This window comes from Pseudomonas sp. EA_35y_Pfl2_R111 (genome assembly GCF_963970955.1).
In the GTDB taxonomy this organism is placed as follows: domain Bacteria; phylum Pseudomonadota; class Gammaproteobacteria; order Pseudomonadales; family Pseudomonadaceae; genus Aquipseudomonas.
Window position 1 is genome coordinate 1,294,620 of record NZ_CAXAOM010000001.1, and the last position, 13,028, is coordinate 1,307,647.

Sequence of the window (13,028 nt, forward strand, 5' to 3'; positions counted from 1 at the left end):
ATGCAGCTGAGCGGCACACCTGGCACGGGCAAGGAGCGCCCGGAGAATCTCGCCGAGCGCATCTACCAGCAGCTCAAGGACGACATCTTCGAGTTCCGCCTGCTGCCCGGTGATCGCTTCTCCGAAGGCGAGATCGCCGAGCGCATGGCGGTCAGCCGTACGCCGGTGCGCCAGGCTCTATATCGGCTGCAGCGAGAGGATTATCTGCAGGTGTATTTCCGCAGCGGCTGGCAGGTCAAGCCGTTCGACTTCGCGCATTTCGAGGAGCTGTACGAGGTGCGCATCGTCCTCGAACTGGAAGCCGTGCGGCGTTTGTGTGAACGCCCCCAAGACGAGCAATCCGCCGCACTGGAGCAACTCAAGCGCACCTGGTTGGTGCAACCCGAGCAGCGCTTACAGGATGGCCGCGAGGTTTCACGCCTGGATGAGCGCTTTCATTGCCTGCTGGTGGAAGCCACTGGTAATCGCGAAATGGCCCGCCTGCACGCCGAGGTGAGCGAGAAGATCCGCATTATCAGGCGCTTGGACTTCACCCAGGGCCCACGCGTGACGGCCACCTACGAGGAACACGGACAAATTCTCGCGGCAATTCTGTCGCGCCGATGCGAAGAGGCACAGCTATTGCTCAAGACCCATATAGAGGTCAGCAAGGCGGAAGTGCGCAAGATCACCCTGCACATGCTGCATAGCGCGCGTCAGCGCACCATGCCGGCACCAGAGGTGAGGACCTGAGGTGAAGACCCTAGGGGGCGGAACCTGTTTTAACTGCCAGACAAACAACTAAAAACCAGCAGCTCAAACACTTAAGTTCGTGAATGGAGATCGCACCATGCAACGTCGCAATCTGATCAAGGCCTTTACCCTATCCGCTTCCATCGCCGCCATGGGCATGACCTGGACCGTGCAGGCCGCCGAGACTATCAAGGTCGGCATCCTCCACTCGCTGTCCGGCACCATGGCCATTTCGGAAACCTCGCTGAAAGACATGGCGTTGATGACCATCGACGAAATCAACGCCAAGGGCGGCGTCAATGGCAAGCAGCTGGAGGCCGTGGTGGTCGACCCGGCGTCGAACTGGCCACTGTTCGCCGAGAAAGGCCGTCAGTTGCTGACCCAGGACAAAGTCGATGTGGTGTTCGGCTGCTGGACCTCGGTGTCGCGCAAATCCGTGCTGCCTGTATTTGAAGAGCTCAACGGCCTGCTGTTCTACCCGGTGCAATACGAAGGCGAAGAGATGTCGCCGAACGTCTTCTACACCGGCGCGGCGCCTAACCAGCAAGCCATCCCGGCAGTCGAATACCTGATGAGCGAAGACGGCGGCGCGGCCAAACGCTACTTCCTGCTCGGCACCGACTACGTCTATCCGCGCACCACCAACAAGATCCTGCGCGCCTTCCTGATCAGCAAAGGCGTGGCTGAAAAAGACATCGAAGAGGTCTACACCCCGTTCGGTCATAGCGACTATCAGACCATCGTCGCCAACATCAAGAAGTTCTCCGCCGGCGGTAAAACTGCGGTGATCTCCACCGTCAACGGCGACTCCAACGTGCCGTTCTACAAGGAGCTGGCCAACCAGGGCCTGGAAGCCACCGACGTGCCGGTGGTGGCCTTCTCCGTGGGTGAAGAAGAGCTGCGCGGCATCGACACCAAGCCATTGGTCGGCCACCTGGCCGCATGGAACTACTTCCAGTCGGTAGAGAACCCGGTCAACACCGAGTTTGTCGCCAAGTGGAAGGCCTACGCCAAAGCCAAGAACCTGCCCGGCGCCGACAAGGCCGTGACCAATGACCCGATGGAAGCCACCTACGTCGGCATCCATATGTGGGCCCAGGCCGTGGAAAAAGCCGGCACCACCGACGTCGATAAAGTGCGTACTGCCCTTTATGGCCAGACCTTCGCCGCACCGAGCGGCTACACCCTGACCATGGACAAGACCAACCACCACCTGCACAAGCCGGTGATGATCGGTGAAATCCAGGACGACGGTCAGTTCTCCGTGGTCTGGGAAACCAGCAGCCCGGTCCGCGCCCAGCCGTGGAGCCCGTATATCGAAGGCAACGACAAGAAGCCGGATTACGCGGTCAAGTCGAACTAAGCACCTGCCAGTAAGCCCGGATGTAATCCGGGAACGCCCTGCCCGGACCGCATCCGGGCCAAGGCTGGCCATCCGCAGCGTCAGTGCTGCGGATGGCATTTCCAAAGGACTGCCCCATGCCCACTGCCTTTACCCGAATTTTGCTGAGCCTGCTGTTGCTGCTGCCCCTGGCCGCGCACGCAGGTGATGCCCAGGACTTTGTCGCCGCCAACCCGGCCAAGCAGGCCAGTCTGCTGGAAAGCTGGTCCGCCGCACCCGATAGCGCACGCCTACCGCTGCTCGAAGCCCTGCAACAAGGCCGCGTCGCCGCCGACAGCACAAAGACCGCCTTTATCGAAGTAGGTGGCGTTTATCAGCCAGCCGAAGGCGAAGCTGTGCCCACTGAAGCACCGCGCAAACTGCGCCTGAATAACCGACTGCGCGGGCTGATCAGCACTGCCGTGGCCAGCCACCAGCTGCTGGCCGAAGACCCGGCGCTGCGCCTGGCTGCCGCTCAGCAATTGCAGAAGAGTGCCAAGCCGGCGCAGCTGCAACTGCTCAATGCCCAGGTCGCCAGCGAAACCGACGATGCGGTGCGTGATGCCCTGACCCTGGCCCTGGCCAACCTGCAGCTGGTCGACAGCGACCTGGCCGTGCGCCTGGCCGCCGTGCGCCTGCTCGGTGAAACCGGCGACCCGCTGGCCCGCACCCGCCTGGAAGCGCTACTCGACCCAAGCGTGGAAAGTGACCCGACAGTGCGTACCGCCGCGGAAACCAGCCTGGCCCAGGTCAAACGCAAACTGCTGATCGGAGAGATCCTTGGCCAGGCATTCAGCGGCCTGTCGCTCGGCTCGATCCTGCTGCTGGCCGCGCTGGGTCTGGCCATCACCTTCGGCCTGCTCGGCGTGATCAATATGGCCCACGGCGAGATGCTGATGCTCGGCGCCTATTCCACCTATATGGTGCAGGTGCTGTTCCAGCGGTTCGCTCCGGAAGCCCTGGCGCTGTATCCGTTGGTGGCACTGCCGGTGGCGTTCTTCGTCACCGCTGCCATCGGCATGGCGCTGGAACGCACGGTGATTCGCCACCTCTACGGTCGCCCACTGGAAACCCTGCTGGCCACCTGGGGCATCAGCCTGATCCTGATCCAGCTGGTGCGGATGATCTTCGGCGCGCAGAACGTTGAAGTGGCCAACCCCTACTGGTTGTCCGGTGGCATCCAGGTGTTGCCGAACCTGGTGCTGCCGTACAACCGCATCGTGATTATCGGCTTCGCCCTGTTTGTGGTGCTGCTGACCTGGCTGCTGCTGAACAAGACCCGCTTGGGCCTTAACGTGCGCGCCGTCACCCAGAACCGCAATATGGCCGCCTGCTGCGGCGTGCCGACCGGCCGCGTAGACATGATGGCGTTTGGTTTGGGGTCAGGGATCGCTGGCCTCGGCGGTGTGGCTCTAAGCCAGATCGGCAACGTCGGCCCTGACCTCGGCCAGAGCTACATCATCGACTCCTTCCTGGTGGTAGTGCTCGGCGGCGTCGGCCAGCTCGCCGGCAGCGTGATGGCGGCCTTTGGCCTGGGCATCGCCAACAAGATTCTAGAACCGCAGATCGGTGCCGTACTCGGCAAGATCCTTATCCTCGCGCTGATCATTCTGTTTATTCAGAAACGCCCGCAAGGTCTGTTTGCTTTGAAAGGACGGGTGATCGATTGAGCCAGATTAGCTGCATTGAAATCGTAGGAGCTGGCCATGCCTGCGACCGCGTTGCCACCATTGTTCGCGCGCATGGCGCGCTCCTACAGGCTGACGAACTCAGCCCAAGCCAACAATCATTTGCCGCGACAGGATGGGTGATCAACTGATGACCATGCCACTCAACCAAACGCTATTGGCGCGCGCCAGCGCCAAGCTCGGCCCGCGAGTTTCCATCGCTATCGGCCTGCTGGTACTCACCCTGCTGATCGCCATGCCGCTGTTGCACCTGTTGCCGGCGGACAACGCCCTGCATGTGTCGGCCTATACCCTGACCCTGGTCGGCAAAATCCTCTGCTACTGCATCGTCGCCCTGGCGCTCGATCTGGTCTGGGGTTACGCCGGCCTGCTGTCGCTCGGCCACGGCCTGTTCTTCGCCCTCGGCGGTTACGCCATGGGTATGTACCTGATGCGCGAAGCGGCCGGTGATGGCCTGCCAGCCTTTATGAGCTTCCTCGCCTGGACCGAGCTGCCCTGGTATTGGTACGGCACCAGCAACTTCCTCTGGGCGCTATGTCTGGTGGTGCTGGCCCCCGGTTTGCTGGCGTTGGTGTTCGGCTTCTTCGCCTTCCGCTCGCGGATCAAGGGCGTGTACTTCTCGATCATGACCCAGGCCCTGACGTTCGCCGGCATGCTGCTGTTCTTCCGCAACGAAACCGGCTTTGGCGGCAACAATGGTTTCACCAACTTCCGCACCATTCTTGGTTTCGATATCACCTCGGCGCACACCCGCGCGGTGCTGTTTCTCGCCACCGTGGCGCTGCTGGTCGCCAGCCTGTACCTGGGCTGGACCCTGGCACGCAGCAAGTTTGGCCGGGTGCTGACGGCGCTGCGCGATGCGGAAAACCGCCTGATGTTCTGCGGCTACGACCCTCGCGGCTACAAGTTGTTTATCTGGGTGCTTAGCGCCGTGCTGTGCGGCCTGGCTGGCGCGCTGTATGTACCGCAGGTGGGCATCATCAACCCCAGCGAAATGTCGCCGACCAACTCCATCGAGGCCGCCGTGTGGGTCGCCTTGGGCGGGCGCGGCACGCTGATCGGTCCGCTGCTCGGCGCCGGTTTGGTCAACGGTATGAAGAGCTGGTTTACCGTGGCCTTCCCCGAGTACTGGCTGTTCGCCCTGGGCTTTCTGTTTATCGTCGTGACGCTTTTCCTGCCTAAAGGCGTGATCGGCTTGTTACGCAAGAAAGGAGAGCAGTGATGCGCGCCACTCCGGTACCCGAATTTATGCTCGAACCCGCCTTTGATCGAGCCGGCAGCGGCCGCGATGCGATTGGTGCCAGCACCCTGGCCAGCAAGGGTCTGAACGTTCGTCACGGCACCATCCTGACCCTAGAAGACATCAACGTCAGCTTCGACGGCTTCAAGGCCCTGACCAACCTGACTCTGTATATCGGTGTCGGTGAACTGCGCTGCATCATCGGCCCCAACGGTGCCGGCAAGACCACCATGATGGACGTGATCACCGGCAAGACCCGCCCGGACAACGGCGTCGCCTACTTCGGTGAAACCCTCGACCTGACACAGATGAGCGAAGTAGAAATCGCCCAGTCCGGCATCGGTCGCAAGTTCCAGAAGCCGACTGTGTTCGAAGCGCTCAGCGTGTTCGAAAACCTCGAACTGGCGCAGAAAACCAACAAGTCGGTGTGGGCCAGCCTGCGCGCCAAACTCAGCGGCGAGCAGAAAGACCGCATCGATGAAGTGCTGCAGACGATCAAGCTCGACGCCTCGCACAATCGCCCGGCCGGATTGCTCTCGCACGGGCAGAAGCAGTTTCTCGAGATCGGCATGCTGCTGGTGCAGGACCCGCAACTGTTGCTGCTGGACGAGCCGGTGGCGGGCATGACCGACGCCGAAACCGAGTTCACCGCCGAGCTGTTCAAGTCCCTGGCGCGCAAGCACTCGCTGATGGTGGTGGAACACGATATGGGCTTTGTCGGCTCTATCGCCGACCACGTCACCGTGTTGCACCAGGGCAGCGTGCTGGCCGAAGGCTCGCTGGAGCAGGTGCAGAACGATGAACGGGTGATCGAGGTTTATCTCGGCCGCTGAGCCGGTCGCCGTTGATGGGTAAGACGTAGGGTGGATGACGCCGTTTTCATCCACCAATGACATCGCACGGTAGATGGATAAAACGCCATCCACCTAAGCACTGCCAGACTCCACAGAATTGAGAGGCGGAACATGCTGCAAGTTAAGCAACTGCATCAGTACTACGGCGGCAGCCATATCCTCCGTGGCCTGTCGTTCGACGTGAAGGTCGGCGAGGTCACCTGCCTACTTGGCCGTAACGGTGTAGGCAAGACCACCCTGCTGAAATGCCTGATGGGCCTGATCCCGGCCAAAGAAGGCGCGGTGCAATGGGAAGGCAAAGCCATTACCGGTTTCAAGCCGCACCAGCGCGTACACGCCGGCATCGCCTACGTGCCCCAGGGCCGGGAAATCTTCGGCCGCCTGACCGTGGAAGAGAACCTGCTGATGGGGCTTTCCCGTTTCCCCGGCAGCGAAGCCAAGGTGGTGCCGGAGTTTATCTACGAGCTGTTCCCCGTGCTGCGTGAGATGAAGCAACGCCGCGGCGGCGACCTCTCCGGCGGCCAACAGCAACAGCTGGCCATCGGCCGGGCACTGGCCAGCAAGCCGCGCCTGCTGATCCTCGACGAGCCCACCGAAGGCATCCAGCCCTCGGTGATCAAGGAGATCGGCGTGGTGATCAAAAAACTCGCCGAGCGCGGCGATATGGCCATCCTGCTGGTCGAGCAGTTCTATGATTTTGCCGCCGAACTGGCCGACCAGTACCTGGTCATGAGCCGTGGCGAAATCGTCCAGCAGGGCCGTGGCGAGACCATGGAAACCGACGGTGTTCGTGGCCTGGTCGCAATCTGAATGGCGACGCCGCGCCTGCACTTTGCGCATAATCAGGCTTTCGCTCATGGACTCGAGGCCCTAATGCCACCCCTGCGCACGCTTCTTCTCCCGCTTACCGCACTGGCCGGTATGGCACTGGTGATCTGGGCCGGCAGCCTGCCGTACTACTGGATGCTGCGCGCCATGCCGGTTGGCAGCGAAGCGGTCTATCCGCTCAAGCCGGTGCTGATCTTCTGCGCCATTGTCCTGATCGAATGCGGCCTGCTGCTGGCGATTTTACGCCCGCGCTCCTATTGCCGTTCCTGGGGCCGCGCCCTGTGTGCCAGTGTGCTGGCCGTGGGCCTGGCGCTGTTCTGGATCCAAGGAATTCTGCATGCCCCGCCCTACTACAGCATGCACTTGCAATGGTGGTTAGTGGTCAGCCTGGGGCTCGTGCTGCTGACTGCTTACTCCGCATTTCAGGCCTGGCGGCAACGCCGTGCCGGGGTAGCGGCGTGAACGCACCCGCCACCGTATTTACCCCCAGCTGGCATGCCGAGCTGGAGCTGGGCTATGGCCGCGAGGGTGATTGCACACGACCAACCCTGCGTCGTCACAATGGCCCGCTGCGCGTGCAAAAGCACCTGTACGCCGAAGGGCCCGAGGTATGCCAACACATTATCGTGCACCCGCCCGGCGGCATCGCCGGCGGTGATCGTCTGGATATCTCGGTCAGCGTTGGCAGCGGTGCATGGGCACAGTTGACCAGCCCCGGCGCGGCCAAGTGGTACCGCGCCGCCGGCCCGGCCTACCAGAGCCTCACGCTGCGCGTCGAAGCCGGTGCCACCCTGGAATGGCTGCCGCAGGAAACCATCGTCTACGCCGCCGCCCAGGCCGAACTGACCACCGATATCGAGCTGCTCGGCGATGCCAAGCTGCTCTACTGGGACATCGTTGCCCTCGGCCGCCCGGCCAGTGGTGAACGCTTCGATAGCGGACACTTCCAGGCCCAGCTGAATATCCGCCGCGACGGCCAACTGCTCTGGCACGAACGTCAGCGCGTGGTTGGCGGCGATGGTCTGCTCGACTCGCCCATCGGCCTGGACGGTAAACCGGTGTTCGCCACCCTGCTGATCAGCGGCGAAATCGACAGCGAACTGCTTGAACACTGCCGCAGCCTGAACACTCAGGTGCGCGGCGACCTGAGCCAATTACCCGGCCTGCTGGTGGCCCGCTGCCTGGCCAGCGAGGCCCTGCACGCCCGCGCCTGGCTGATCGAACTCTGGCACCTGCTGCGCCCGGCCCAGCTCGGCCGCACCGCCGTGCCCCCACGTATCTGGAGTACCTGATGGACCTGACCCCGAGAGAAAAAGACAAACTGCTGATCTTCACCGCCGGCCTGGTGGCCGAACGGCGCCTGGCCCGTGGCGTGAAACTCAACTACCCGGAAGCCATGGCCTATATCTCCGCAGCACTGCTCGAAGGCGCCCGCGACGGCCAGACCGTGGCCGAGCTGATGCACTTCGGCACCACCCTGCTGAGCCGTGATCAGGTGATGGAAGGCATCCCGGAAATGATCCCGGAAATCCAGGTCGAAGCGACCTTCCCGGATGGCACCAAGCTGGTAACCGTTCACCAACCTATCGCCTGAGCGGCGCTTGCAACGACCTTGAATGGACTCCAGGAACCGCCAATGAAGATCCAAGAAGCCACAGTTGACGATCTGCCCGCCATCCTGGCCATCTACAACGACGCCGTGCTCAACACCACGGCGATCTGGAACGAAACCCAGGTCGACCTGGCCAACCGCCAGGCCTGGCTGAGCGAACGCAACGCCGCCGGTTTCCCCGTACTGGTAGCCCACGATGCTGCTGGCGAGGTCGTCGGCTACAGCAGCTACGGCACTTGGCGCGCCATCGAAGGCTTTCGCCATACCGTCGAGCACTCGGTGTATGTACGTAGCGACCAACGCGGCCAAGGCCTCGGTCCGCGGCTGATGCAGGCGCTGATCGAGCGCGCCCGAGCAGCCGAACTGCACGTTATGGTCGCCGCCATCGAGAGCGGCAATAGCGCCTCAATCCGCCTACATGAACGCCTAGGCTTCGTCACCAGCGGCCAGATGCCGCAAGTCGGCCGCAAGTTTGGCCGCTGGCTGGACCTGACCTTTATGCAGCTGATGCTTAACCCTGAGCGGAGTGGGTCCTGATGCTGAGCATCGCGCGCCTCGCGGCAGCAGATTTTGAGTCGTATCGCCAAGGCCTGCGGAACCTGCTGCTGGACTGCGTGGCACATGGCGCCTCGGTGGGCTTTCTCGCCGATCTCGATATTGACGCGGCCAACATCTATTTCGACCAAGTCCTCGCTGGCATACGCGCCGGCACTCACCTGCTCTGGCTGGCCCATGAGCAGGGCCAGGTGCTAGGCAGTGTGCAACTGGTGCTTTGCCAGAAGCCCAACGGCCTCAACCGCGCCGAAGTGCAGAAGCTCCTGGTACACAGCAACGCCCGCCGCCGTGGCATCGCCAACAGCCTAATGCAGCGCCTGGAAGGCGAAGCAGCCGAGCTGCAACGCGGTTTGCTGTACCTGGACACCGAAGCGGGCAGCGATGCCGAAACCTTCTACCAGGCACTTGGCTACATCTGTATCGGCGGGCTACCTGACTACGCCTGCGGGCCTGACGGGCAGTACCGAGCAAACGCCATCTACTACAAAACCTTGTCGAGGCCCCACCCATGACTCCCGGCGAATACCAGATTCAGGACGGCGAAATCGAGCTCAACGCCGGCCGCCGCACACTGCACGTCACTGTGGCCAATAGCGGCGACCGACCGATCCAGGTCGGCTCGCATTACCACTTCTTCGAAACCAACGATGCCCTGACCTTCGACCGCGCAGCCGCGCGCGGTATGCGCCTGAATATCCCGGCCGGCACTGCGGTGCGCTTCGAGCCCGGGCAGAGTCGCGAAGTCGAACTGGTCGACCTGGCCGGCCATCGCCGCGTATTCGGCTTTGCCGGACGGGTGATGGGCGACTTGTAGTCGCAGCTCATACGTAGGGTGGAAATGTCGAAGACGTTTCCACCGGAACCCAATCGCGGTGGACAAGCTTCGCGTTGTCCACCCTACGAAGGATCGAGTCGATGAAGATTTCCCGCCAAGCCTACGCCGATATGTTCGGCCCCACCGTCGGCGACAAGGTGCGCCTGGCCGATACCGAGCTGTGGATCGAAGTTGAAAAAGACTTCACCACCTACGGTGAAGAGGTGAAATTTGGCGGTGGCAAGGTGATTCGCGACGGCATGGGCCAGGGCCAACTGTGCGCCGCCGAGGTGGTCGACACGCTGATCACCAATGCGCTGATCATCGACCACTGGGGCATCGTCAAGGCCGACGTCGGCCTTAAAGACGGGCGCATCGCCGCCATCGGCAAAGCCGGCAACCTGGATATCCAGCCCGACGTGACCATCGCCATCGGCGCCGGCACCGAGGTAATCGCTGGCGAAGGCATGATCCTTACGGCGGGTGGGATAGATACGCATATCCACTTTATCTGCCCGCAGCAGATCGAAGAGGCGTTGATGAGCGGCGTCACCACCATGATTGGCGGCGGTACCGGGCCGGCCACCGGTACCAACGCCACCACCTGCACCTCCGGGCCCTGGCACATGGCGCGCATGCTCCAGGCCGCCGACGCTTTCCCGATGAACCTGGGTTTTACCGGCAAGGGCAACGCCTCCTTGCCGGAGCCGCTGATCGAGCAAGTCAAGGCCGGCGCCATCGGCCTTAAGCTGCATGAAGACTGGGGCACCACCCCGGCGGCCATCGACAACTGCCTGAGCGTGGCCGACCAGTACGACGTACAAGTGGCGATTCACACCGACACGCTCAACGAGTCCGGCTTTGTCGAAACCACCTTGGCCGCATTCAAGGGCCGCACCATCCACACTTATCACACCGAAGGTGCCGGCGGCGGTCACGCACCGGACATCATCAAGGCCTGCGGCTTCCCCAATGTACTGCCGAGCTCGACCAACCCGACCCGGCCGTTTACCAAGAACACCATCGACGAACACCTGGACATGCTGATGGTCTGCCACCACCTCGACCCGAGCATCGCCGAGGACGTGGCCTTTGCCGAAAGCCGTATCCGCCGCGAGACCATTGCCGCCGAAGACATCCTGCATGACCTCGGTGCGTTCTCGATGATCAGCTCCGACAGCCAGGCCATGGGCCGTGTCGGCGAGGTGATCACCCGCACCTGGCAAACCGCCGACAAGATGCACAAACAGCGCGGCCCACTGGACGGCGACGGCCCTGGCAACAGCAACTTCCGGGTTAAACGCTATATCGCCAAATACACCATCAACCCGGCGATCACTCACGGCATCAGCCATGAAGTGGGCTCCATCGAAGTGGGTAAATGGGCCGACCTGGTGCTCTGGCGCCCGGCGTTTTTCGGCGTCAAACCGACCCTGATTCTGAAAGGCGGGGCGATTGCCGCGAGCCTGATGGGCGACGCCAACGCCTCGATCCCCACCCCGCAGCCAGTGCATTACCGACCGATGTTCGCCAGCTACGGCGGCAGCCGGCATGCCACCAGCATCACCTTTATCAGCCAGGCGGCGTTTGATGCCGGCGTACCTGAGCAGCTGGGTTTGAAGAAGAAGATCGGCGTGGTCAAAGGCTGCCGCGCGGTGCAAAAGACCGACCTGATCCACAACGACTACCTGCCGACTATAGACGTGGATCCGCAGACCTATCAGGTCAAGGCTGACGGCCAATTACTCTGGTGTGAGCCGGCCGACGTGCTGCCAATGGCGCAGCGCTATTTTCTGTTCTGAAGCCTGGCGGCTGCACTCGTCGGCAATCTCGAGACTGCAATGGCCGCAGTCTATGCCGGGGCTATAGTGACGGCTTACCCCATTTCCGAGAGACCGACATTATGCACGCGCCCACTCGCTACCTACTCGGCGCCCTGTTGCTGCTCGGCCTGCCACTGGCCCAGGCGGAAACACTGACGCCCCTGCAAGGCCAGAGTTCTGAACAGATTCAAAGTGATACCGCCGCCTGTCAGGCGCAGTCTGGAAGTAGCCAACAACAACCTGACAGCAACTCCGTAGGCGGAGAGCGGCTACGCGGTGCAGCCAAGGGCGCCGCCGTCGGCGCAACGGCCGCACAGATCCGCGGCAATCAACATGACGAGATCTATGACCGCGTGGATGACGACGTAAAACAACAATATCGGCAAAACAGGGCGCGTGATGCGGCGGCCGTTGGTGTGGCCGTGGGCGGCTCGCGCCAGCGCCAGGACCGCCGCGAGAATCGTCGTAACGCCGAAAGCAGCGCCGATTCACAGCAGGCCTACATCAATTGCATGAGCGGGCGCGGCTACTCTGTAGTGCCCTGATCGTATAAGCCGGTCATGCGCGAGCCGGCAGACCAAGCTAGCAAACAGTGCGTGTTTAAACGGCAAAGCCCGTACGCTAAGCGAGGGCCACGTGGGGCTCAATTTGCCGCGACTTTCTGTTCGTCATAGGTGCTGAGATAGGCACCTGAGAGTTGTTTCTTTTGCGCCTCACTCAATAACTTGCCGGCCATTTGGAAAAACTTTTGCTCTTCCTCCTGCAGGTGATGGTGCACCTTCTCCGACAAGGCCTTCGCCTGGACCAACCAGCTAGGGCTGCTGAGATCGGTTTCTTCCAGCCCCTCAACCATTTCATCCATCTCATGATGCTCGGCAATGGCATGACGTGAAAGGTCGACGCCCAGGTCATCCTGCATCAGCGGAATATAAAAGTGCCGCTCCTCGGCCACTGAGTGGGCTGCCAACTCGTCTTTAAGCTCGGCAAACAGGGCCTCGCGCTCAGGACTATCACCGCTGGTCGCCACCATTTTTTCGGCCAACTCACGTTGGCGGTCGTGGCTGATGCGCAAGGCTTCGAAAATTGTCATGGGTTACCTCTTCCGTGATCATCGATACACCCCGCTATGACCGCCATAACCAGCAGAAAGTGCCGCATCGCTTGTTCAGCGCAGCTGGCTGTCCTTGCTGCCCCGGCGGTTATAGCCGTTGAATTTGGCCTGTTCTTTGTCGTGCTCGGTCTGGCAGGCCACGCACAGGCGCACGCCGGGGATGGCTTTGCGCCGCGCCTCGGGGATGGCGGCGTCACATTCTTCGCAATGGCTCAGGCTTTCGCCACTCGGCAGCTGGCGGCGGGCGCGCTGGATGGCGTCCTCAATGCTGCTGTCGATCTGCTCCTGTACCGCGCCGTCATTTGCCCAGCCACCGGCCATCAGCCTCGTCCTCCGTTGTGTGCTCCTGTAGATATGCGCCGTCTGCCGGCGAATCTCAAGAGCACGCGG

General features: G+C 62.1%; 16 protein-coding genes. 14 read left to right on the forward strand and 2 right to left on the reverse strand.

The window, feature by feature from the left end; genetic code table 11:
- From AACY25_RS06245 to AACY25_RS06310, 14 genes are all read left to right on the forward strand, one after another.
- Entirely contained in the window at nucleotides 1-732 is a 732-nt protein-coding gene (locus AACY25_RS06245) for a GntR family transcriptional regulator (protein WP_339523176.1), read from the forward strand.
- 97 nt (nucleotides 733-829) lie between these two features.
- A complete protein-coding gene (urtA, locus tag AACY25_RS06250; protein WP_339523177.1) occupies nucleotides 830-2,095 on the forward strand; it encodes an urea ABC transporter substrate-binding protein in 1,266 nt (421 codons plus the stop codon).
- 116 nt (nucleotides 2,096-2,211) lie between these two features.
- Nucleotides 2,212-3,783: an urea ABC transporter permease subunit UrtB gene (gene urtB, locus AACY25_RS06255; protein WP_339523178.1), complete on the forward strand. Its 1,572-nt coding sequence runs from the start codon at nucleotides 2,212-2,214 to the stop codon at nucleotides 3,781-3,783.
- Nucleotides 3,784-3,931: 148 nt separating this feature from the next.
- Nucleotides 3,932-5,023, forward strand: coding sequence for an urea ABC transporter permease subunit UrtC (urtC, locus tag AACY25_RS06260; protein ID WP_339523180.1), 1,092 nt, complete (start codon nucleotides 3,932-3,934; stop codon nucleotides 5,021-5,023).
- Complete coding sequence (gene urtD, locus AACY25_RS06265; RefSeq protein WP_339523182.1) at nucleotides 5,023-5,874, forward strand: urea ABC transporter ATP-binding protein UrtD; 852 nt, start codon at nucleotides 5,023-5,025, stop codon at nucleotides 5,872-5,874. Before urtC ends, urtD begins: the two co-directional genes overlap by 1 nt.
- A 132-nt stretch (nucleotides 5,875-6,006) precedes the next feature.
- Complete coding sequence (urtE, locus tag AACY25_RS06270; protein ID WP_339523184.1) at nucleotides 6,007-6,705, forward strand: urea ABC transporter ATP-binding subunit UrtE; 699 nt, start codon at nucleotides 6,007-6,009, stop codon at nucleotides 6,703-6,705.
- Between the two features lie 63 nt (nucleotides 6,706-6,768).
- Nucleotides 6,769-7,185 (forward strand): hypothetical protein, encoded by a 417-nt coding sequence (locus AACY25_RS06275; RefSeq protein WP_339523185.1) that lies wholly within the window; start codon nucleotides 6,769-6,771, stop codon nucleotides 7,183-7,185.
- A complete protein-coding gene (locus tag AACY25_RS06280) occupies nucleotides 7,182-8,015 on the forward strand; it encodes an urease accessory protein UreD (protein WP_339523187.1) in 834 nt (277 codons plus the stop codon). The genes AACY25_RS06275 and AACY25_RS06280 overlap by 4 nt, the downstream gene beginning before the upstream one ends.
- Nucleotides 8,015-8,317: an urease subunit gamma gene (gene ureA / locus AACY25_RS06285; protein WP_269379893.1), complete on the forward strand. Its 303-nt coding sequence runs from the start codon at nucleotides 8,015-8,017 to the stop codon at nucleotides 8,315-8,317. Before AACY25_RS06280 ends, ureA begins: the two co-directional genes overlap by 1 nt.
- A gap of 42 nt (nucleotides 8,318-8,359) precedes the next feature.
- Nucleotides 8,360-8,872 carry a GNAT family N-acetyltransferase gene (locus AACY25_RS06290; protein WP_339523188.1) on the forward strand — a complete coding sequence of 171 codons (513 nt, stop codon included), beginning with the start codon at nucleotides 8,360-8,362 and terminating at the stop codon, nucleotides 8,870-8,872.
- A complete protein-coding gene (locus AACY25_RS06295; RefSeq protein ID WP_339523189.1) occupies nucleotides 8,872-9,402 on the forward strand; it encodes a GNAT family N-acetyltransferase in 531 nt (176 codons plus the stop codon). Before AACY25_RS06290 ends, AACY25_RS06295 begins: the two co-directional genes overlap by 1 nt.
- Entirely contained in the window at nucleotides 9,399-9,704 is a 306-nt protein-coding gene (locus AACY25_RS06300; protein WP_339523190.1) for an urease subunit beta, read from the forward strand. The genes AACY25_RS06295 and AACY25_RS06300 overlap by 4 nt, the downstream gene beginning before the upstream one ends.
- Before the next feature lie 101 nt (nucleotides 9,705-9,805).
- A complete protein-coding gene (gene ureC / locus AACY25_RS06305) occupies nucleotides 9,806-11,506 on the forward strand; it encodes an urease subunit alpha (protein ID WP_339523191.1) in 1,701 nt (566 codons plus the stop codon).
- Nucleotides 11,507-11,607: 101 nt separating this feature from the next.
- Nucleotides 11,608-12,072: a hypothetical protein gene (locus AACY25_RS06310; protein ID WP_339523193.1), complete on the forward strand. Its 465-nt coding sequence runs from the start codon at nucleotides 11,608-11,610 to the stop codon at nucleotides 12,070-12,072.
- 98 nt (nucleotides 12,073-12,170) lie between these two features.
- On the opposite strand, the gene AACY25_RS06315 is transcribed toward AACY25_RS06310, so the two are convergent.
- Complete coding sequence (locus AACY25_RS06315) at nucleotides 12,171-12,617, reverse strand: hemerythrin domain-containing protein (RefSeq protein WP_339523194.1); 447 nt, start codon at nucleotides 12,615-12,617, stop codon at nucleotides 12,171-12,173.
- A 75-nt stretch (nucleotides 12,618-12,692) separates the two neighbouring features.
- A complete protein-coding gene (locus tag AACY25_RS06320) occupies nucleotides 12,693-12,959 on the reverse strand; it encodes a DksA/TraR family C4-type zinc finger protein (protein WP_339523195.1) in 267 nt (88 codons plus the stop codon).
- Nucleotides 12,960-13,028: the final 69 nt, after the last annotated feature.

Bases quoted from the DNA above. Each gene is read 5' to 3' on its own strand.
- AACY25_RS06300 (WP_339523190.1), top strand. From the start codon at position 9,399: ATGACTCCCGGCGAATACCAGATTCAGGACGGCGAAATCGAGCTCAAC.
- urtA (WP_339523177.1), top strand. From the start codon at position 830: ATGCAACGTCGCAATCTGATCAAGGCCTTTACCCTATCCGCTTCCATC.
- urtC (WP_339523180.1), top strand. From the start codon at position 3,932: ATGACCATGCCACTCAACCAAACGCTATTGGCGCGCGCCAGCGCCAAG.
- AACY25_RS06245 (WP_339523176.1), top strand. From the start codon at position 1: ATGCAGCTGAGCGGCACACCTGGCACGGGCAAGGAGCGCCCGGAGAAT.
- AACY25_RS06290 (WP_339523188.1), top strand. From the start codon at position 8,360: ATGAAGATCCAAGAAGCCACAGTTGACGATCTGCCCGCCATCCTGGCC.
- AACY25_RS06320 (WP_339523195.1), bottom strand. From the start codon at position 12,959: ATGGCCGGTGGCTGGGCAAATGACGGCGCGGTACAGGAGCAGATCGAC.
- ureC (WP_339523191.1), top strand. From the start codon at position 9,806: ATGAAGATTTCCCGCCAAGCCTACGCCGATATGTTCGGCCCCACCGTC.
- AACY25_RS06315 (WP_339523194.1), bottom strand. From the start codon at position 12,617: ATGACAATTTTCGAAGCCTTGCGCATCAGCCACGACCGCCAACGTGAG.
- urtD (WP_339523182.1), top strand. From the start codon at position 5,023: ATGCGCGCCACTCCGGTACCCGAATTTATGCTCGAACCCGCCTTTGAT.
- AACY25_RS06310 (WP_339523193.1), top strand. From the start codon at position 11,608: ATGCACGCGCCCACTCGCTACCTACTCGGCGCCCTGTTGCTGCTCGGC.
- ureA (WP_269379893.1), top strand. From the start codon at position 8,015: ATGGACCTGACCCCGAGAGAAAAAGACAAACTGCTGATCTTCACCGCC.
- AACY25_RS06295 (WP_339523189.1), top strand. From the start codon at position 8,872: ATGCTGAGCATCGCGCGCCTCGCGGCAGCAGATTTTGAGTCGTATCGC.
- urtE (WP_339523184.1), top strand. From the start codon at position 6,007: ATGCTGCAAGTTAAGCAACTGCATCAGTACTACGGCGGCAGCCATATC.
- urtB (WP_339523178.1), top strand. From the start codon at position 2,212: ATGCCCACTGCCTTTACCCGAATTTTGCTGAGCCTGCTGTTGCTGCTG.
- AACY25_RS06275 (WP_339523185.1), top strand. From the start codon at position 6,769: ATGCCACCCCTGCGCACGCTTCTTCTCCCGCTTACCGCACTGGCCGGT.